18 protein-coding genes and 1 tRNA gene are annotated in these 20,256 nt (G+C 65.7%); 15 read left to right on the top strand and 4 right to left on the bottom strand.

Annotation, left to right across the window (positions count from 1 at the left end; all coding sequences use genetic code 11):
- The first annotated feature begins 125 nt into the window (after nt 1-125).
- From zwf to eda, 5 genes are read left to right on the top strand one after another with little or no spacing between them, the layout of a single operon-like run.
- Nucleotides 126-1,523: a glucose-6-phosphate dehydrogenase gene (gene zwf / locus AC4GYS_RS05450; protein ID WP_491109365.1), complete on the top strand. Its 1,398-nt coding sequence runs from the start codon at nt 126-128 to the stop codon at nt 1,521-1,523.
- Nucleotides 1,516-2,220 (top strand): 6-phosphogluconolactonase, encoded by a 705-nt coding sequence (pgl, locus tag AC4GYS_RS05445; RefSeq protein ID WP_491108075.1) that lies wholly within the window; start codon nt 1,516-1,518, stop codon nt 2,218-2,220. The genes zwf and pgl overlap by 8 nt, the downstream gene beginning before the upstream one ends.
- Entirely contained in the window at nt 2,217-4,034 is a 1,818-nt protein-coding gene (edd, locus tag AC4GYS_RS05440; RefSeq protein WP_491109364.1) for a phosphogluconate dehydratase, read from the top strand. Before pgl ends, edd begins: the two co-directional genes overlap by 4 nt.
- On the top strand, nt 4,031-4,999 hold the full coding sequence (locus AC4GYS_RS05435; protein WP_491108074.1) for a glucokinase: 969 nt from the start codon (nt 4,031-4,033) through the stop codon (nt 4,997-4,999). Before edd ends, AC4GYS_RS05435 begins: the two co-directional genes overlap by 4 nt.
- Nucleotides 4,996-5,610 carry a bifunctional 4-hydroxy-2-oxoglutarate aldolase/2-dehydro-3-deoxy-phosphogluconate aldolase gene (gene eda / locus AC4GYS_RS05430; protein WP_491108073.1) on the top strand — a complete coding sequence of 205 codons (615 nt, stop codon included), beginning with the start codon at nt 4,996-4,998 and terminating at the stop codon, nt 5,608-5,610. The genes AC4GYS_RS05435 and eda overlap by 4 nt, the downstream gene beginning before the upstream one ends.
- 49 nt (nt 5,611-5,659) lie before the next feature.
- Here the strand turns inward: eda and AC4GYS_RS05425 are convergent, their stop codons facing one another.
- From AC4GYS_RS05425 to AC4GYS_RS05415, 3 genes are all read right to left on the bottom strand, one after another.
- Complete coding sequence (locus tag AC4GYS_RS05425) at nt 5,660-9,280, bottom strand: ABC transporter permease/M1 family aminopeptidase (protein WP_491108072.1); 3,621 nt, start codon at nt 9,278-9,280, stop codon at nt 5,660-5,662.
- A 3-nt stretch (nt 9,281-9,283) separates the two neighbouring features.
- On the bottom strand, nt 9,284-10,159 hold the full coding sequence (locus AC4GYS_RS05420) for an ABC transporter ATP-binding protein (protein ID WP_491108071.1): 876 nt from the start codon (nt 10,157-10,159) through the stop codon (nt 9,284-9,286).
- 148 nt (nt 10,160-10,307) lie between these two features.
- Nucleotides 10,308-10,394, bottom strand: a tRNA-Leu gene (locus AC4GYS_RS05415).
- Nucleotides 10,395-10,534: 140 nt separating this feature from the next.
- On the opposite strand from AC4GYS_RS05415, the gene AC4GYS_RS05410 reads away from it, so the two are divergent.
- From AC4GYS_RS05410 to AC4GYS_RS05390, 5 genes are all read left to right on the top strand, one after another.
- Complete coding sequence (locus AC4GYS_RS05410; protein WP_491108070.1) at nt 10,535-11,506, top strand: complex I NDUFA9 subunit family protein; 972 nt, start codon at nt 10,535-10,537, stop codon at nt 11,504-11,506.
- Between the two features lie 9 nt (nt 11,507-11,515).
- A complete protein-coding gene (locus AC4GYS_RS05405; protein ID WP_491108069.1) occupies nt 11,516-12,316 on the top strand; it encodes an undecaprenyl-diphosphate phosphatase in 801 nt (266 codons plus the stop codon).
- Nucleotides 12,317-12,385: 69 nt separating this feature from the next.
- Complete coding sequence (locus tag AC4GYS_RS05400) at nt 12,386-12,799, top strand: hypothetical protein (RefSeq protein ID WP_491108068.1); 414 nt, start codon at nt 12,386-12,388, stop codon at nt 12,797-12,799.
- A gap of 129 nt (nt 12,800-12,928) precedes the next feature.
- Complete coding sequence (locus AC4GYS_RS05395) at nt 12,929-13,600, top strand: glutathione S-transferase family protein (RefSeq protein WP_491108067.1); 672 nt, start codon at nt 12,929-12,931, stop codon at nt 13,598-13,600.
- Nucleotides 13,601-13,765: 165 nt separating this feature from the next.
- The gene (locus AC4GYS_RS05390) at nt 13,766-13,990 is read left to right on the top strand and encodes a hypothetical protein (RefSeq protein WP_491108066.1); all 225 of its coding nucleotides are present in this window, start codon (nt 13,766-13,768) and stop codon (nt 13,988-13,990) included.
- Nucleotides 13,991-14,071: 81 nt separating this feature from the next.
- Here the strand turns inward: AC4GYS_RS05390 and ubiG are convergent, their stop codons facing one another.
- Complete coding sequence (gene ubiG, locus AC4GYS_RS05385) at nt 14,072-14,830, bottom strand: bifunctional 2-polyprenyl-6-hydroxyphenol methylase/3-demethylubiquinol 3-O-methyltransferase UbiG (protein ID WP_491108065.1); 759 nt, start codon at nt 14,828-14,830, stop codon at nt 14,072-14,074.
- Between the two features lie 53 nt (nt 14,831-14,883).
- Between ubiG and AC4GYS_RS05380 the strand changes: the two genes are divergently transcribed.
- From AC4GYS_RS05380 to AC4GYS_RS05360, 5 genes are all read left to right on the top strand, one after another.
- The gene (locus tag AC4GYS_RS05380) at nt 14,884-16,113 is read left to right on the top strand and encodes an aspartate kinase (RefSeq protein ID WP_491108064.1); all 1,230 of its coding nucleotides are present in this window, start codon (nt 14,884-14,886) and stop codon (nt 16,111-16,113) included.
- Nucleotides 16,110-17,120 (top strand): NAD(P)H-dependent flavin oxidoreductase, encoded by a 1,011-nt coding sequence (locus AC4GYS_RS05375; protein WP_491108063.1) that lies wholly within the window; start codon nt 16,110-16,112, stop codon nt 17,118-17,120. The genes AC4GYS_RS05380 and AC4GYS_RS05375 overlap by 4 nt, the downstream gene beginning before the upstream one ends.
- A 123-nt stretch (nt 17,121-17,243) precedes the next feature.
- Complete coding sequence (locus AC4GYS_RS05370; RefSeq protein ID WP_491108062.1) at nt 17,244-19,055, top strand: autotransporter domain-containing protein; 1,812 nt, start codon at nt 17,244-17,246, stop codon at nt 19,053-19,055.
- Between the two features lie 94 nt (nt 19,056-19,149).
- Nucleotides 19,150-19,404, top strand: coding sequence for a DUF6894 family protein (locus AC4GYS_RS05365; protein ID WP_491108061.1), 255 nt, complete (start codon nt 19,150-19,152; stop codon nt 19,402-19,404).
- Nucleotides 19,401-20,120: a Crp/Fnr family transcriptional regulator gene (locus tag AC4GYS_RS05360; RefSeq protein ID WP_491108060.1), complete on the top strand. Its 720-nt coding sequence runs from the start codon at nt 19,401-19,403 to the stop codon at nt 20,118-20,120. Before AC4GYS_RS05365 ends, AC4GYS_RS05360 begins: the two co-directional genes overlap by 4 nt.
- The last annotated feature ends 136 nt before the right edge of the window (nt 20,121-20,256 follow it).

Genomic DNA, 20,256 nt, shown 5'->3' with positions numbered 1-20,256 from the left:
GGTCAGCCTTGCTCCGGCGGCGGCTAGCGGACAGGATTGCAGGAGCATATTTTCACGGGGGCCTCCAGCGCTTGAAAGCGAATACACTCGTTTTGTTCGGCGCCACCGGCGACCTTGCCGCACGCATGCTGCTGCCGTCCCTTTATGGTCTGGAAGCGGACGGGCTGTTGCCCGATCGTCTTCGCGTGATCGCGACCGCTCGAACCGAGCAGGACAACACGGCGTTTCACGACCATGTGCTGGTCGCCCTGAAGGCGCATGTGCCGGACGGTTTGCACGATCCGGACACCGCGGGCCGGTTTGTCCAGCGGTTCCATTACGTACCGCTCGATGCCCGTGATGCCCCAGGCTTTGCGCGGCTGGCGGAGGCGGTAGGCCCCGAACCTGGGGAGATCGCGATTTTTCTGTCGACGGCGCCCGAGCTGTTCAAGCCCACCATCGACAACCTTCAGAGCGCCGGACTGGCAGGTCCGAATGTCCGTCTCGCCCTCGAAAAGCCGCTTGGGTCCGACCTCGCCTCCAGCCGGGAGATCAATGACGCCGTCGCGGCGGCCTACCCGGAAGAGCATATCTTCCGGATCGATCATTACCTTGGCAAGGAAACGGTCCAGAACCTGCTTGCGCTTCGCTTCGCCAACATCTTGTTCGAACCCTTATGGAGCGCGCAGCATATCGATCATGTCCAGATCACGGTCGCCGAGACGATCGGGCTGGAGGGGCGCGGTCACTATTACGACGGCGCCGGCGCCTTGCGCGACATGGTTCAGAACCACATGCTGCAATTGCTCGCGCTGGTGGCGATGGAGCCGCCGGCCAGCTTCGATGCGGCGGCCATCCGCGATGAAAAGGTGAAGGTGCTTCGCTCGCTGCGGCCGATCACGGCGGAGCGGGTCCAGGAGTCCGTGGTGACCGGCCAATATGGCGAGGGCGCGGTGCTCGGTCAGCCGGTGCGGGGTTATCTCGATGAACTTGGCCACGCGTCCGGCACGGAAACCTTTGTCGCGGCGAAGGCGCACGTCGACAATTGGCGCTGGGCCGGGGTGCCCTTTTACCTGAGGACCGGAAAGCGGCTGCCCGAGCGCCGGACCGAGATCGTGATACAGTTCCGCTGCATCCCGCATTCGATGTTCGCGTCGCGCGGGGCCAGGACGTCCCCAAACCGCCTGCTGATCGCCATCCAGCCCGAGGAGAATATCCGCCTCGAGTTGATGGCCAAGATGCCGGGCCTCGATCGCAACGGTATCCGCTTGCGCGAAGTGCCGCTGGACATCCGGCTGCCTGACGCATTCGCCGACACGCGCCGGCGGATCGCTTACGAGCGCCTGCTTCTCGACCTGTTGGAAGGTGACCCCACCCTGTTCGTCCGCCGCGACGAGGTGGAGGCGCAATGGCAGTGGATCGATCAGCTTCGCGCAGCCGCCGCTGCGGCCGGGATGACGCCGCGGCGCTATGCGGCCGGCAACTGGGGTCCGTCGGCGGCGATCGCTTTGGCCGAACGCGACGGGGTCAGCTGGAATGACTGACGCGCAGTGGCACCGCCATGGCGATCGCGATGCGTTCGTCACCGCTGTCGCCGGGCAAGTGGCGGAGGTCATCGAACATTCGGTCGCCGCCCGCGACCAGTGTCTGCTTGCAGCGCCGGGAGGAAGCACGCCGCGGCCGATCTTCCAAGCGCTGGCGAGAGCGCCCTTGCCGTGGGACAAGGTGACGCTGGTGCCGACCGATGAGCGGCTGGTCGGGGAGGGCAGCGCGCTCAGGAATGACCGCCTGCTCCGCGAGAGTTTCGCACTCGCTGGCCCCAATATCCGTTCGCTCGTTCCAGCCGACCTTGAGGTCGCTGCGGCCGGCCTGGCAGCCCAAGTCGTCCTTCAGGAACTGCCCTGGCCGCCGGACCTTGTTTGGCTGGGCATGGGAGAGGACGGACATACGGCCTCCCTCTTCGCCGGCCCCGATCTCGAGGCGGCACTGAACGCTCCCGATGGCCAGCGGGCAATCGGGGTGCGGCCGGAACCCCTGCCGCCGGAAGCGCCCGTGTCTCGGGTGAGCCTGACGAAAGCGGCCATCCTTTCCGCCAGATCGTTGATGGTCACTATCACCGGCGAAAGGAAGCAGGCGTTGCTGGAACAGGCGTTGCGAGAGGGTGACAACTCCCGACTCCCGATTGGCCGGGTGCTGGCCGGCGCTGCACAACCGGTCAGCATCCACTGGTGCCGGACATGACCCTGGACCCCCGCATTGCCGCAGTGACCGAGCGGATCGTCGAGCGTTCGCGCCCCTTCCGCCGTCGCTACCTGGAGCTGATGGCCGCACAGGCCGAGCGCGGGATCAGCCGGCGCCGGATGAGCTGCGGCAACTTTGCGCATGGCTTTGCGGCGGCCGAGGACGACAAGGACCGTATTCGGGCCGATACCGCCCCCAACATCGGCATCGTTACCGCCTACAACGACATGCTGTCGGCCCATCAACCCTATGCGCGATACCCCGAGCAGATGAAGATCTACGCGCGCGAGGTCGGCGCCACGGCGCAGGTCGCGGGCGGCGTTCCGGCGATGTGCGATGGGGTCACGCAAGGCCAGGACGGGATGGACCTGTCGCTGTTCAGCCGCGACACCATTGCCCTGTCGACGGCGGTCGCCTTGAGCCATGGCATGTTCGAAGCGGTCGCGCTGCTGGGCATTTGCGACAAGATCGTGCCGGGGCTGCTGATCGGGGCGCTGCGTTTCGGCCACCTGCCGATGCTGCTGGTGCCCGGCGGGCCGATGCCGACCGGGCTGCCGAACAAGGAAAAGCAGCGGGTCCGGCAGCTCTATGCCGAGGGCAAGGTTGGACGCGACGAGCTGCTGGCCTCCGAAGCGGCGAGCTACCATTCGCCCGGCACCTGCACCTTCTACGGCACCGCCAACAGCAACCAGATGATGATGGAGTTGATGGGGCTGCACATCCCCAATGCCGCCTTTGTCCAGCCCAACACACCGTTGCGCCAGGCGCTGACCCGCGCCGCGGTGCGCCGGTTGGCCGAGCTGGCCGCAAGCAAGGCGAGGCCGCTGGCGCAGTGCGTGGACGAACGGAGCATCGTCAATGCGGTGGTCGGCCTGCTCGCCACCGGCGGGTCCACCAATCATGCGATCCACCTGCCGGCCATCGCCCGCGCCGCCGGCATCGTCCTCGACTGGGAAGACCTGGACGCACTGTCCGCCGCGGTGCCGCTGCTCGCGCGGGTCTATCCCAATGGGTCGGGCGACGTGAACGACTTCCATTATGCCGGCGGCATTGCCTTCGTCGCGCGGGAATTGCGGGCGGCCGGGCTGCTGCACGGCGACATTCTGACGGCCGGTGCGGACGCGTTCGAGAGCTATACGCAAGTTCCCGAACTGCGAGGCGATCGGCCCGTCTGGCGCGACGTGGGTGAAAGCCGCAACGACACCTTGCTGAGGCCAATCGCAAACCCGTTCATGCCTGATGGCGGCATGCGGCTGGTGCAGGGCAATCTCGGCCGCGCGACATTCAAGACCAGTGCGGTCGATCCGTCGCGGTGGACGGTCGAGGCCCCGGCGCGAATCTTCGCGGATCAGAACGCGGTACTGGCCGCATTCCAGGCCGGCGACCTGGACCGCGATGTGGTGGTGGTGGTTCGCTTCCAGGGCCCGCGCGCCAACGGCATGCCCGAACTGCATAAGCTCACCCCCACGCTGGGCGTTCTGCAGGATCGCGGCCACCGGGTTGCGCTGGTCACCGATGGACGCATGTCGGGGGCGAGCGGCAAGGTGCCCGCGGCGATCCATGTTTCGCCCGAAGCGCTCGGCGGTGGTCCGCTCAGCCGTTTGCGCGACGGGGACATCGTGCGGCTGTGTGCCGAACGAGGAGAGCTGTCGGCGGTCGGCATCGACCTCGCCGCGCGAGACCCCGCCGCTGCGCCGCCGCCGCCCGAGGGAACCGGCCGGGAATTGTTCGCCATGATGCGGCTGGAGTGCGACGATGCCGAGCGCGGCGCCTCGGCGATGCTTGCGCTGATGGAGCAGGAGCGCAGCGCATGAGGCGGATCGTGACGGCGGACATCGGCGGCACTCATGCCCGCTTCGCCTTTGCGCAGATCGCGGCGGGCCGAGTGGTCGAACTGTCGGAACCGGTCACGCTGAAAACGGCGGAACATGCCAGCTTCCAGACGGCCTGGGAGGAATTCGGCCGCCGCTCGGGGTCGCCGCTTCCGGACGAACTGGCGATATCGTTCGCTGGACCGGTGGGCGGCGAACTGCTGAAATTGACCAACAACCCGTGGGTCATCCGGCCGGCGCTGATGATGGACCAGCTTGGCGTCGCGCGGTTCACAATTGTCAACGATTTCGGCGCGGTCGCGCACGCGGTTGCGTCCCTGGACGGCAGCGCCTTCACCCATCTGTGCGGCCCAAGCCGCCCCCTGCCCGATGCGGGCATGGTGACGATCCTTGGTCCCGGCACCGGGCTTGGTGTCGCTGCCCTGCTCAGGCGCGATGGCCGAAGCGAGATCATCGAGACGGAGGGTGGCCATGTCGACTTCGCGCCGCTCGATGCGCTGGAAGACCGCATTCTTGTCGAGCTTCGCCGCAGCTTCCGACGGGTGTCCGTCGAGCGGCTGATCTCCGGCCGTGGCCTCGTCAACATCTACGAGGCGCTGGCGACAATCGAGAAGCGGCCGGCAGCGATCCATGACGAAAAAGAGCTGTGGGCGGCGGCGCTGGAGGGCCGCGACAGTCTGGCGGGGGCGGCACTGGACCGTTTCTGCCTGACGCTTGGTGCGGTGGCCGGTGACCTTGCACTGGCGCAGGGCGCAGCGGCGGTGGCGATTGGCGGGGGCCTTGGCCTGCGGCTGGCGGCGCACCTTCCCCGATCGGGCTTTCGCGACCGCTTCATTGCCAAGGGTCGGTTCGAGCGACGGCTCGACGAGATGCCGGTGAAGCTCATCACCTATCCCCAGCCCGGCCTGTTCGGCGCCGCAGCAGCTTTTGCAGGACAACACGGATGATCGCCATCGACGAGATGATGAGTGCGGCCCCCGTGATTCCGGTGCTGGTGCTGGACGGCAGTATCGATCCCGTCGCCTTGGCCGAGACGCTGGTCGGCGCGGGGTTGCCGGTACTCGAAGTCACCCTGCGCACTCCGCAAGCGCTTTCCGCCATTCGGGAGATGGCCAGGGTGCCGGGCGCGATCGTCGGAGCGGGAACGGTGCTGAACGAGGGCCAGCTCGATCAGGCGCTGGCGGCCGGAGCGCAATTCATCGTCGCCCCGGGCCTGACCGACGGCCTGACCCGGGCCGCGATCGCGCGCGGGGCCGCCTACCTGCCCGGGGTGGCGACGGCCGGAGACATCATGCGCGGTCTCGACCACGGGCTGACCCGGTTCAAATTCTTCCCTGCCGAGACGTCCGGCGGCCTGAAGGCGCTGAGCGCGCTTGCCGGGCCGTTCGGGGAGGTGACCTTTTGTCCTACCGGCGGGATCACGGCCGATTCAGCGCCGCAGTGGCTGGCCCATCCGGCGGTCCGCTGCGTCGGCGGCAGCTGGATCGTGCCGAGGGGCAGGCCCGACCTCCGGCAGATCGCGGATCTCGCCCGATCGGCGTCGAAGCTGCGGACTTGACCGCTTGGAGATCGACGCGGCGCTCAGGCCCAGCCTGATGGCCATCTGGCTATGAGGCGGAGCCGTCGGCGACCGTGACATCCTTGACGTTGTCGTCGCTGATCCGGTCGATCCGGAAGTTATAGGGGTCGACCCCGGCGAATGTCGGCTTGGCCTTGCTGCGCAGCACGATCTTCTGGACGCCGCCGCGCACCGGCTGCCGGCCAAGCGCCAGCACTTCCTTCCGCGAGAAGGCGCCCAGTCCCGGGCGGGCGGTGAACAGGCCGATCTCGATCGGTTCGGCCAGCGCCACCCTGGTCTCCACGCCCTTACCGTTGGCCGTGAACTTGTCGGCGGCAATGGTCAGCGTCGTTTCCCACTCGTCCTCGACCTTGCGCGTGACGGCATCGACGACCTTGAGATCGTACAGCGTGATCCGTTCGAACAGGTCGCCGATCAGCCGCTGCTGCTCGGGGGTGCGGGCTTCCCGACGGAGTTCGGCAATCAGGTCGACCGACCGGTGGTAGGGCGGACCCTTGAAGCGCTGGGCCGCGACAAAGCGTTGCAGCGCGCGGTTCACCGCCGCCTCGCCCAATTGTTCCTGCAGCAGGTACATCACCACCGCGCCCTTGCGGTAATGGATGTAGCCTTGGCTCTCGACCCGGTTGAGCGGCAGCTCTTCGACCGCCTCCCCTTTGCGGCCGCCGAGGTAGGAATCGAGTTCATATTTCAGGAAACGGCGGATCTGGTCCGGACCGTACAGCTTCTTCATCACCATCAGCGCGCTGTACTGCGCCAGCGTTTCGCTGCTCAGCGTGCCGCCCTGCATGTCGGACCCGACCGCCTGGTGGCCCCAATATTGATGCCCGATCTCATGCGCGATCACGTAGGTGGTGAAGTCGATCTTTTCCGGATCGTTGGTGTTCGCGTTGAACCCGATCGATTCCGAATAGGGCATCGTCCCGGCAAAGGCCTGCGCAAAGCTTTCGTAGCCCGGAAACTCGATGATGCGGGCATGGTTGAATTGATAAGGTCCGAAGTTCTGCCGGTAGTAGTCGAGCGACAAGGCCATGGCGCGCAGCATCTTGGGCACGTTCCAGTCGTGGCCGGGATGATAGAGCACCTCCAGCTCGACGCCGTTATGGTTGCGCCGCGCCACGTCGTAATCCGCCGATTGGACCGAAAAGAAGTTCAGGATCGGCGCCGGGCTGACGAAGCGCGCGGTCCGCCGGCCGTTGGCGGTCGTGTCGGATACGCGATTGCCGGGGGCGACGGGCATCTGGCCGGCATCGGTGGTGAGGCGGATGTCCGACATTACCCAGTCGGCATTGCCGATGTCGTTCCAGCGGGTGGCGGACATGTCTTCCAGCTTGGCCGGGCGCAATTCGGCCGGAAGGCCCTGGCGCCGGCGCTTGGTCCGGTCGCTCAACAGGCCCTGGCGGTTCATGCCGATGATCGGAGCGAAGCTGGCGTTGTTGATGAAGGTGCCGTTTTCCAGCACATCCGTCGCCGGGGCTCCGGCGCGAAACCCGCGCCGCCACACTTCCGAGCGGAAAGCGAGATCGGCGGTCTGCCCCGGCATCAACGGCTGGTCGAAGCGGTAGATGCGATATTTGAACCGGTCGTCGTTGCCGACCAACCGCGCGCCCGTCAGTTCCAGCCGTGAATAAACGGTATCGTCGCTGCCCTGCCGGATATGCACGTCGCGGATCGGGACGTCCCACTTGTTGACGAGGCGATAGCTGCCGGCCGTCACCATCCGCCGTTCTGCCGGATAAAGCTGCACGTCCAGCTTCACAGCTGTGACGTTCGGCTGCGGCAGCCGCTCATAACGCAGGTATTTCTTCTCGAAGTCGGCGAGGTCCCGTTCGGCCATGTCTTCGGTGACGTAGCGATTGTGGACCTTGATGTTCTGATAGGCGTAGGCACCCGTCCCCGCCATCGCGACCGCCGCAGTGCCGGCGATGGCCCACGGCAGCCGGTTGCCGGGACGGCCCAACCGCCGGAGCCGGGTGCGAACCCCCAGATCCGTGCCGCGCGGCCACAGCAGATGCGCCACGACCGCGAGAATTACCGCACACATCAGCCAGTAGAATTGCAGGGTCGCCGCACCCTTCCAGAAGCTGCCTGCGCCGACGAAATCGCTCAGCGGCACCGATGGTGATGCGGCGTAGATATAGAGCGGGTTGGAATAGCCCATGTTCGACAGGAAGATTGTGCCCACGAACCAGACGAAAATAATCCCCCAACCGACATATTTGTTGGGGCTGAGGACCTGCACGACCACCGCGAGAATGGCGATCAGCAGGCCGTCGATCGCGGCGGGAATGATGAACCACGCGAAATATTCGGGGATGCCCAGCCGGGGTGCGCCGGCAGTCAGCTGATAGACGAGGCCGGTCAGCATTGCGACGATGTTAAGCGTGACCAGCACCAGCAGGATCGCAAGGATCTTGGGCACCGTCATGACCCAGGCCGGCACCGGAGTGGAATCGATGAGTTCGTTGAGCTTTCGATCCCGCTCCCGCCAGACCAGTTCGCCACCGTAGAAAACGGCGATCATCAGGATCACCGCCGAGAAATTGTTGCGGGCCGTGCTGATGGTATCGGCCAGCGTCGGGTAATCGGACGTGCCGTACATGCTGCTGCCCAGCCACAGGCCGAAGCACGTGTTGATGATCGCGAACAGCGCCAGCACGCTCAGGCCGGGGCTGGTCAGCACCTGCCGCATCTCGATCCGCAGCCGGGTGGTGAACTGGGTCAGACGTGACGGGGTCCGGTCGCGCGCCACCACGGTGTCTCCGCCGAGGGTCGGCGCCGCCGCCGCCGCAGTCGCCTCGCGAGCCTCGCGCCGGGCAAGCTTGCGGAGCTTGCGTTTCGACGGCGCCCGCTCGGTCATCGAGAAACGCCAGAGCGTTATGCCCAGGAACAGGAGGCCGAGCACGATCGCCCACGCCCGGTTGAAGGCAATGGTCCCCGCGAAATCGACCAGCCGACCGTTCATTTCGGCCTGGGTCCAGTAGCGCGTCGCTTCGCGGAGCGCGCCGTTGCCCAGCGGTTCCCACTGGGCGAAGGCCTCACGATATTCGATCTTCTGACCGGCGACGCTGATGGTGATGAGATATCCCATAACCAGCAGGACCGCGCCGATATAGCTCGCCATCATCGACCTCAGCGTGGTCGCGAGCGCGAACAGCACCGCACTGGTCAGGAAGATGTTGGGAATGGCGAACAGCAGGAACGGCCAGGCGTAGTAGCCGAACCGCTGCGGCCCGATCGTTTCCGGATCGACCCATGGCATGGCGGCGCCGATCGCCAGCCCGAGCGGGACCGCGAGGAACCCTGCCCAGGCGATGGTCACCCCGCCGAGGAAGCGGCCAATGACGATCTGCGCACGCGTCACCCGCGTCGCGCGGATGATGGGGGCAAAGCCGCTGGTCTCGTCGCGAACGATGGCGTTGGCCACGAACGCGGTGATCACGAAAAGGTAAAGGATCGTGAAGCTGGAATGCGCGATGGCGATGGCGAACGGCGCATTCTCATGCACGGCCCCCGGGGTGCCGATACTGACGTTTTCGCTGGCGGTAAGGCCGAAGCCCAGAAGGAAGAAGATCGCGACCGAGACCCAGAACACCGGGTTCTTCAGCTGGTAGCCGATCTCGAAGCGGGCGATGCCGAGCAGCATCTTCATCGCTCAGGCCGCCCGGCGAACGGTGGACAGGGTCGAGAAATAAACGTCTTCCAGCCCGCCCTCGACCGGGTCGAACCCCGCGATCGGCGTATCGGACAGGACATGGATGATGGTTTGCCCGGCGAACAGGCGGGTCGAGATCACTTCATGATCGGCCTGGTACTGTTCCAGCTCGGCATGGCTGATCGCCTTGCGCCACACCTTGCCCCGGGTCGAAGCGATCAGGTCCGCCGGCCGGCCTTCCAGCTGCAGGCGGCCATTGGCCAGCACGGCCATCCGCGGACAAAGGTCTGCGACGTCGTCGACGATGTGGGTCGACAGGATCACCACCACATTGTCGCCGATCGCGGCCAGCAGGTTAAGGAAGCGGTTGCGCTCTTCCGGGTCCAGCCCCGCGGTCGGCTCGTCGACGATGATCAATTCCGGGTTGCCGATCAGCGCCTGGGCAATCCCGAACCGTTGGCGCATGCCCCCAGAGAAACCGGCGATCGACTTGTCGCGCACCGCCCACAGGTTGGTCTGATTGAGCAGCGTTTCGACCACCGCCTTGCGCTCGGACTTGGCGGTGACGCCTTTCAGCACCGCCATCTGATCCAGCATCGCGTAGGCGGAGACGCGCGGATACACGCCGAAATCCTGCGGGAGGTAGCCAAGCGTCCGCCGCAGCCGATCCGGCTCCGCCAGGACGTCGATGTCGCCGAACCGGATCGACCCGGCCGTTGGCGCCTGCAGCGTCGCGACGGTCCGCATCAGCGTCGACTTGCCCGCGCCATTCGGTCCAAGGAGCCCGAACATGCCGCGCGGAAGGGACAGGTTCACATCGTCCAACGCCACCGTGCCATTGGCGTAGGTGTGCGAAAGGTTGGCGATCTCAAGCATTTACTGGCCCCCCGGCCGCCTGCCCCGATGCCGGCCGCCCACCTTCATTGGCTAGCGATGAGGGTCGGGCCGGGCAATCGGCCCTTCGACAAGCCGACGAACTGCGGTTTCGGTTACCTGGAGGAAATGGCTCCTGCTCAGGAAGCCGTGGTGCCCAGGAGAGGACTCGAACCTCCACGCCCTTGCGAGCGCCAGCACCTGAAGCTGGTGCGTCTACCAATTCCGCCACCTGGGCACAGGAGCTTGTTGTTTCGCTGGTAGGCGGCGGCGCTTAGAAGGGGGTGGGGCAAGCTGTCAACGCCTCGGGCCATCAAAATATCACTGGCCTTCCGTTCGCCTTGTCCACTCCCCTGCCGGGCGCTAGGGCAACGCCCCATGATCGACCCTGCGATTGACTGGCGAACCCGCATCATCACGGTGCTTGGCGGCGGCGGCTTTATCGGCCGGTATGTTTGCGAGCAGCTGCTGAAGACGGGTGTCCGGCTGCGGGTTGCACAGCGCAACCCGCGGCAGGCCTATTTCCTTCAGCCCCTCGCCGCTGTCGGGCAGCTCGATGTCATGAGCGTCGACATGACCCGGGCGGAGACTTTGGATCGCGCGGTCGACGGCGCATGGGGCGTCATCAACCTGGTCGGAGTGTTCAGCGGCAACCTGCAGGCGATCCATGTCGATGCGCCGGGTCATGCCGCCCGGCGTGCCCGCGAGGCGGGGGCGGCAAGCTTCGTCCACATCTCCGCCATCAATGCCGATCCGAGCAGCCCGTCGGCGTATGGTTCGACCAAGGGCAAGGGCGAAGCGGCGGTGCTGGCGGGCTTCGATACCGCGACGATCATCCGGCCAAGCCTGGTGTTCGGCCAGGAGGATCAGCTCACCAATCGCTTCGCGGGAATGGCGCGGATGCCCTTCCTGCCGGTGCTTGCAGCCGGCCGGAAGTTCCAGCCGGTCTATGTCCGCGACCTGGCGCAGGCGATCGCGCAGGCGGCGCTCGATCCGGAAGATCATGGCGGTCGCACGTACGAGATCGGTGGCCCTGAGGTCATGACCATGCATCAGCTGAACGCCGCCATCGCAGCGGCCGCGGGGCAGAAGCCGGAAATCATCGACCTTCCGGACTTCGTGGGCGAAGCGATGAGCCGGCTGGGCTTTCTGCCGGGCGCGCCGATGACCCGGGATCAGTGGCTGATGCTGGCCAAGGACAATGTGGTGCACGACGGCATGCCGGGACTGGAAGCGTTCGGAATCGCGCCGACCCCGCTGGCGGCGGTCGCGCCCGACTGGCTGGGCCGGTTCCACAAGGGCGGGCGGTTTCAGGGCAAGCACCGCGCCAGCCAATCGAGCGCAGGCTAAGTCCACAGCGTGCCGATCCTCTGGCTGGTCATCATCCTCGGCGTCGTCGAGGGTCTTACCGAATATCTGCCGGTCAGCTCCACCGGCCACCTCATCCTCGCGACCGAGTTGCTCGGCTTTCGCGCCGAGGATTGGGAAGCCTTCAACGTCGCCATCCAGCCCGGCGCGATCCTGGCGATCATCGTGCTGTATTGGCGCACGTTCTTCGACGTCTTTGTCGGCCTGTTTCGCCGCGACCCCGATGCCTGGCGGTTCACCCGTAACCTGATGGTTGCCTGCGTGCCGGCGATCGTGCTGGCGCTGATCATCGGCGACTATATCGAGGCGCTGCTGGCGAACGCGCTGGTGGTGGCCTGGGCGCTGATCATCGGCGGGGTCGCGATCCTAGTGATCGAACGCAAGGTTAAGCCGCAGGAATGCGGGGGCGTGCACAAGCTGACGCTGCGTCAGTCGGCGGGGGTCGGGCTGGTCCAGTGCCTGGCGATGATCCCCGGCGTGTCGCGGTCGGGCGCCACCATCCTTGGCGCCATGAGCCTTGGCGTCGACCGCAAGACCGCCGCCGAGTTCAGTTTCTTTCTCGCCATGCCAACGTTGAGCGGGGCAACCGTTTATTATCTCGCCAAGAACCACGACCGGGTGCCGGCCGAGATGTACGGCAATATTCTGATTGGATCGGCGGTGTCGTTCGTCGTGGCGTTGATCGTGGTAAAATTGTTCGTCGGCTTCGTAACGCGGTACGGGTTCGGCCCGTTCGCCTGGTACCGCATCATCGCAGGCGCGGCGGCACTCGTCTGGCTGACACTGCGCTGAACGGACGTTCAGGCAAGCACAAGGCTTCGGGTGTAGATTGGCCCTGGTAATTCGATTCGGGAACCGACCATGCGCCTAATGATCCTCCCCTTGCTGCTGCTCGCAACGCCGGCCGCTGCCCAGACCGCGGTGCCGCAGCACTTGCCGCCCGAGGTGGCGAGCGGTCAGGTCGTCGACCGGCTGCAACCGATGCTTCGGGCGATGAGCCGCGCCTTTCTCAACCTGCCGGTGGGCGAGCTGGAAGCGGCGGTCGAAGGCCGGCCGGTCACCCAACGGGACCGCACCAAGACGCTGAAGGACGCGACCGGCATGGACGAGCGCGAGCTGGACCAAAGCATCGCTGCCAGCACCGGCACGCTGAAGGCCGGCACCCAGGCGATGGCCCGGTCCTGGCCGGTGATCAGCCGGGCGTTGCGTGAGGCCGGGGAGGAGATGGAGAAAGCCATCGCCAACGCGCCTTCGCCCGTTTATCCGAAGCGATAGCTGTCTTCGTCGTCGCGAGGGTGCGCGGACCAATGGGACCTCACGCCGCTGGGTTGCCGCGTCGCTGCGGTCCCCGCGATGACGCACGAGTATAGACGCCACTCCACAGCGCGCTAAAGCTTCCGCCCCATGTGGCAGCTACTTCAATTTCCCCTGTGCCCCTTTTCCCGCAAGGTTCGTCTGGTGATGGCGGAGAAGGGCGTGGCGGTGGAGCTGCTGCGCGAGCATCCATGGGAGCGGCGGGACGAGTTCGTCGATCTGAACCCGGCGGGCGAAACGCCGGTGCTGGTCGAGCCGGACCAGGGCATCACCCTGATCGGATCTCAGCCGATCGCCGAATTCTTCGAAGAAACGATCGACCGGATGCCGCTGATCAATGGCAATGCCGTGATGCGGGCGGAAATCCGTCGGCTGGTGGAATGGTTCGACCAGAAGCTGTTCCGCGAAGTGGTCGAACCGCTGATGGTCGAGCGGATGAGGAAGCGGCTGGTCAGCCACGAAAGCCCCGACACCCGCATCCTGCGCGACGCCATGCGGGTTGCCAACAACCATCTGGATTATGTCGATTATCTGCTGGACCATCGCCGCTGGATCGCGGGTGCCTCGCTCAGCCTGGCCGATTTCGCCGCCGCCGCGCATCTGTCGGTGATCGACTATCTCGGCGCCGTCGACTGGCGCGGGCACAAGCAGACCAAGGACTGGTATTCGGTAATGAAGTCGCGCCCGTCGTTCCGTCCGCTATTGGGCGAGCGAATGGACGTCATCGTTCCGCCGACCCATTACGACAAGGTCGATTTCTAGCGCGATTAGGCGTCCTGCCGCCGCCGTGGTAATGCCGACCCATCGCGCGGATGATCTTGTCGGTAGGCTGCGCGGCTGAGAGACCTTTTGCGCTCCCGCTACCAATAGCCGGAGCTGCCCCATGACTTTCATCTTCTCGAACGACAGCACTACGAGCGCCGCCGCATGAGCCGCGTTCTCAACCTGAAGATCGACGAGGCCACCGCCATCGCCCACTGCCAGGCCGCCAAGGTCGGTATCTCGGCATTGGAGAACCTGCCCGAAGGCGGCGTTCGCCTGGTCGCGCAAAGCGTCGACGGGGCTGAGCGCTTGCGCAAGAAGCTGAAGAGCCACTTGCTTGCCGGCGAAGTCCGCCGTGCGCGTTACCGGCCGCTTCGCTCCTATTCCTAGGGGCGAACGTTCCTAAGGCCACCCATCGCGCCTGGACCGCTGGCAGCAACGACGGGGAAACGCCGGTGGCTTGGCGGCCGATCAGCCGTTTAGCGGAACTGCGGCGACCAGATAGTTCAGCCGCAAATCCTCGCTGAGGTGCAGTCCGCGCGCTGGCGAGACGGCGATACCCTCCATATCGCAGACCTTCAGCCCCGCGTCCGCCAGGAGCGCCGTCATGCGGTCGGGCGGAATGAAGCTGTCATAATCGTGAGTGCCCTTGGGAATGCGTCCCAAGCCTTCGGCCAGGGTGATGGTCAGCAGCTTCGACCACGCCGTGCGGTTGGGCGTGCTCAGGATCAACAGTCCGCCGGGAGCGAGGCGGAGCGCTAACGAGCGCAGAAAGGCCGACGGCGAGGCGACGTGCTCGATCACTTCCATCGCCGTCACGAGATCGAATTGGCCCTCCAGCTCCTCCACCCCGCAGGCCCGATAGGTGATGGACAGGCCCTGCCTCTGCGCATGTTCGCGGGCGGCAGCGATCAGTTCAGGGGCCGCGTCGACCCCCGTGACCTGCGCACCCAGTCGGGCGAGCGGTTCGCACAACAGGCCCGCGCCGCAGCCGACGTCCAGCGCGGTCCTGCCGGCCAATGGGCGGAGCGAGCGCTCGTCCGACTGCCAGTGCTGGTCGACCTTGTCGCGGATGTAGGCGAGGCGCACGGGATTCAACTTGTGCAGCATGGCCGAGGCGCCGTCGGGATCCCACCAGTCGCCCGCCATGGCGCCGAAGTGCTCGGCCTCGCGGGCCACGATGCTGGTGGGCGCCTGGGACAGGCCCTCGCTCGTACTTGTTTCAGCCATGCCTCACCCCTAACAGGGCGCGGCTTTCAACCCAAGGAACTCTCGCGCCCACCATGCCCCGCATCGTGATGAAATTCGGCGGCACCTCCATGGCGGGGATCGAGCGCATCCTGAACGTCGCGGCGCTGGTTCGGCGCGAGGCGCAGGCGGGCAATCAGGTGCTGGTGGTCGTCAGCGCCATGGCCGGCGAGACCGACCGGCTGGTGCAGCTGTGCCGCGAGGCGGCCGCGCTCCATGACCCGCGCGAATATGACGTGGTAGTGGCGAGTGGCGAGCAGGTCACCGCCGGGCTGCTGGCGATGACCCTGCAGAACATGGGACTGGAGGCGCGCAGCTTCATGGGCTGGCAGCTGCTGAAAGCCAGCGGCACGCACGGCAACGCGCGGGTCGAAGCGGTCGAAAGCGGCGCGCTGGACGAGGCGCTGAAGGCCGGCACCGTGTGCGTCATCCCCGGCTTTCAGGGCGTCAGCGAGGATGGGCGCATCGCGACGCTCGGCCGCGGCGGATCGGACACCAGCGCGGTGGCGATCGCGGCCGGGGTCAAGGCCGACCGCTGCGACATCTACACGGACGTGGACGGCGTCTATACCACCGACCCGCGGATCGTGCCGCGGGCACGCAAGCTGGATCAGATCACGTTCGAAGAGATGCTGGAATTGGCCGGTGTCGGCGCCAAGGTGCTGCAGGTGCGCAGCGTCGGGCTGGCGATGCGCGAAAAGCTGCCCCTGCGTGTATTGTCAGCGTTCGAGGACGCGCCCGGCACCGAAATCGTAGAGGAACTCGACCCCGCCATGGAACGCCACGCCATCGCCGGCATCGCCGCCGACCGCAATGAAGCGCGCATCACGCTGACCGGGATCGCCGACAAGCCGGGCACGGTCGCAGCCGTGATCAAGCCGCTTGCCGAGGCGGGGATCAGCGTCGACATGATCGTGCATGCCGCAACCCCGAATGCAGGAGCGAGCGATCTGACCTTCACCGTGCCCCGGGCGAGCCTTGGGCAAGCGGTGGCTGCGATCGAGAACTGGAAGGGCGACATCGGCTACCAAGCGCTGTTGACCGACGACCAGGTGGCCAAGGTGAGCATTGTCGGCGTCGGCATCCGTTCAAACCCGGAACTGGCGGCGCGCATGTTCGATACGCTCGCCGAGCGGCGCATCAATCTGCTGGCGGTCACCGCGAGCGAGATCAAGGTCAGCGCGCTGGTTGCGCTGGACGAACTGGAACTGGCCGTGCGGGTGCTGCACACCGCCTTCGGCCTGGACAAGGAACAGGTTTCTTGAGCGAACAACGACTGGCCGAGCTGTGGAAGCGCGGCACGGATTTCCTCGGCACCGAGCACGCCATCATGGGCGGAGCGATGAGTTGGGTGTCGGAGCGCAACCTGGTGTCGGCGATCAGCAATGCGGGCGGGTTCGGTGTGATCGCATGCGGGGCGATGACGCCCGATCTGCTCGATACGGAAATCGCGGAAACCAAGGCGCGGACGGACAAGCCGTTCGGCGTCAACCTCATCACCCTGCATCCGATGCTGTCCGATCTGATCGACGTGACCGCGAAGCATGGCGTCGGCCATGTGGTGCTGGCGGGCGGGCTCCCGCCGGGCGGAGCGATCGAGAAGATCAAGGGCACCGGCGCCAAGTTGATAGCCTTTGCCCCGGCACTCTCGCTCGCCAAGAAGCTGATGCGCTCGGGCGCGGACGCGATCGTGATCGAAGGCATGGAGGCCGGTGGTCACATCGGGCCGGTTTCGACCAGCGTCCTGGCGCAGGAGATCCTGCCGCACATCTGCAACGATATTCCGGTGTTCGTCGCCGGCGGCATCGGCCGGGGCGAGGCAATCGCGGCCTATCTGGAGATGGGCGCGGCCGGCGTGCAACTCGGCACGCGGTTCGTCTGCGCGACCGAGAGCATCGCCCATCCCAACTTCAAGAAAGCCTTCATCCGCGCCTCGGCCCGCGACGCGGTACCGAGCGTGCAGCTTGACCCTCGCCTGCCCGTAATCCCGGTGCGAGCGCTCAAGAACAAGGAAACCGAGCGGTTCGCCGCCAAGCAGCGCGAGATCGCCGATCAGCTGGACGGCAAGGCGCTGGAGATGGCCGAAGCGCAGCTGCAGATCGAGCATTACTGGGCGGGAGCGCTGCGCCGCGCGGTCATCGACGGCGATGTGGAAACGGGCAGCGTCATGGCCGGCCAATCGGTCGGCATGGTGAAACAGGAAGAGCCTACGACCGCGATTATCGCCGAGTTGGTGGAGGAAGCCGCCACCGCACTCGCCCGTCGCGGCTGAAAGCGTCACAAAAGGGCAACGCTTCCACGCGGAGTGCGGAGGTGGCCGAATGGCTCCCTTGCAAGTCGTCATGGGGCGTGGAACGTCGGCGTCATCGCAATTTATACCTCGGGGGAGGGATTCATGTTTAAATTCAATGCGGCCCGCGCCGCCCTGCTCGCTTCCGCACTGTTGGCCACTCCGGCCGCGGCGCGCGACACGTTCAATCAGACCGTCTTTTTTGGCGACAGCCTGACCGATGCGGGCTTCTTCCGGCCGTTGCTGCCGGTCAGCGTGCAGCCGTTCACCGGCCAGTTCACCACCAATCCGGGCGATGTCTGGGCCCAGGTTCTGGCCGATTTCTACGGTACCAATTCCGATCCTAACGGCAACGGCCAGACCGGCGACAATTACGCGGCCGGCGGGGCCCGCGTGGGCGTGGACACGGTGGGCGCGCTTGGTCCCATTCCGTCGCTCGCGACCCAGGTGAACACTTATCTCGCCAGCAACGGCGGCGATGCCAATCCCAACGCGCTTTACACCGTATGGGGCGGCGCGAACGACCTGTTCACCGTTACGAATGCCGGCGCCAATCCGGCCGTCGTGGTGCCGTCGGCCATCGCCGCGCAGGTCGGGATCGTGCAGACCCTGACCGATGCGGGCGCCAAATATATCCTGGTGCCGACCGTTCCGGACTTCGGCGTCACTCCGGCGTTCCGCGCGCAAGGGCCGCTGGCGCAGGCGCAGGGCACCGCCCTCGTGACCAGCTACAATAATGGCTTGTTCGCGGCCCTTGGGGCGGCCGGCCTGCGGGTCATCCCGCTCAACACCTTCAGCCTTATTCAGGAGGTGGTCGCAGACCCCCGGGCCTATGGCATCGTCAACGTCACCGGCACGGCCTGCAACCCGCAGATCACCGCCAATTCGCTGACCTGCAACCCCACCAGCTACGCGACGCCCAATGCGCCGAACGAATATCTCTTCGCCGACGGCGTCCACCCGACGACCGCAGCGCATCGGGTCGTCGCGCAATATGCGATCTCCGTAATCGAGGCGCCGCGCCTGATTTCGCAGCTGTCGCATAATTCCGCGATCACCGGCCGCAGTCGCGCCGACCGGGTCGCCCAGCATTTCGCCGGCGGCGAGGGCCAGGGCCTGCGCTGGTGGGCAAGCGGCCGTTACGACGTGCAGGGCGATGACCGGACGGAGAACAAGGGCCCGGGTCTGTTGCTCGGCCTCGACTGGGCGAGCGGCGATCTGGCGCTCGGCGCATTCGGCGGATGGGGCCGGACCAAGTTCGACCTGTCGGCCCAGGGTGGCGACGCGCGGCAGACCGACAAGACGCTGGGTGTGTTCGCGGGTTATTCCGGCTCGACCTTCTGGGCGAACGGCCAGGCCAGCTACAGCTGGCTCGACGCCGACGTCGATCGCGAGGTCCGTCTTGGAACGGCAACGCGTGTCCACAGCGGCTCGCCCGACGGCCGCAACGTGACGCTCGCCGCGCAGGCGGGCGCCAACTTTGCGTTCGGGGCCCTCACCGCGGGTCCGGTGGTCGGGCTGACTTCCCAGAAGGTGCGGATCGACGGCTATTCGGAATCGAACGGCGATCTTTCCACTGCCATCCGCTTCGGCAAGCAGAAGTATAATTCCCTGCTCGGCAGCGCCGGCCTTCACGCAAGCTATGCGGTGAACGAGGTGACCAGCCCCTACATCCGTGCAACCTACGACCGGGAATTCAACAAGGTCCGGCGCGACCCGACGGCCGAGCTGCAGACGATCGACACCCTGCCCTATGCCGTCCCCGGCATCGACTGGGACCGCAGCTATGGCACGGTGACAGCCGGGTTGCGGACGACCTTTGCCGGGATCGACGCCAACGTCGGTGCCAGCACCACGGTCGGTCGCGATGGCGGCCAGGATATCTCGGGTTTCCTGACGGTCGGTCAGCGCTTCTAAATCGGCACAACGAACTGAAAAAGGCCGCCCAACCGGTTGGGCGGCCTTTTTTGCGTGCGTCGAACAAGAATGGCGACCACGCGTTCTGCGGGTCGTGCCACGCTATTACCTTCATCTGTTCAACCATTTCGGTTTCGTCCACGACGAAGAGGGACATGATTATCCGGACATCGATTCGGCGCGCGAAGCGGCGGTGGTGAGTGTGCGGTCGATCCTGTCGGAGGAAGTGCTGAAGGGGCGGCTGGACCTGAACGGCCGGATCGAGATTGCCGACGGCGGGCGAGCCACCTGCGCCACCGTCCCGTTTGCCGAGGCCCTATCCCTCCACCTGCCTGGCTGCGAGGCATGATCGATGCGCATCTGAAGCGCCTTCGGGCCCGCGACGACATCAGCCCAGACGAGGAGGCTGCGATCCGCTCGCTGGTCAGCGAAGTGCGCGACCTTCCGGCCGATCATGTCGCTGTACAGCGTGGGGTGACGCTGGAGTTCAGCACGCTCCTGCTCAAGGGCCTGATGGTCCGCTACAAGGACCTGCCGACCGGAGCGCGTCAGGTTACCGAAATTCATGTGGCCGGCGACTTTGCCGACCTTCACAGTTTCACCTTGAAGAATCTGGATCACGACGTGGCGACGATCACCCGCTGCCAGATCGCGATCGTGCCGCACGAACGGCTTATCCGGCTGACCGAACAACATCCCCATCTCACCCGGCTTTACTGGTTCCAGACCAATCTCGACGCGTCGATCCACCGCGAATGGGAAGTGTCGCTGGGACAGCGCAGCGCGCTGGAGCGAATGGCGCATCTGTTCTGCGAAATGGAGGTGCGGCTGGGCATCGTCGGGCTTGCCAACGGTGGCGTGTTCGACCTGCAGCTGACCCAGGAGGAGCTGGGGCACTGCCTCGGCATCACCTCCGTGCACGTGAATCGGACGTTACAGCTGCTGCGTGACCAGGATGCCGTCGAGTTTCGCAGTGGCCGGGTCTTCATTCGCGACCGCGAGAAGCTCCGCAGCATCGCCGGCTTTTCGCCCGACTATTTGTATATCGATAAGCGCCGGCTCTGATCAGGAACGATCTCGTGTCTTCGAAGTCACAGCCTCGGCTGGAATAAATCGTTAATTGCTTGCTGCTGGACGGACTTTAACGAGCTGTTACGACTTGCCCGCCCATCGGGCCGTGCCGAATAGTTCAAGTGTTTCA

This window comes from Sphingomonas sp. SP1 (genome assembly GCF_058313395.1).
Note: the sequence above shows the minus strand (reverse complement) of the source record. Positions and strands in the feature narration are given on the sequence as shown.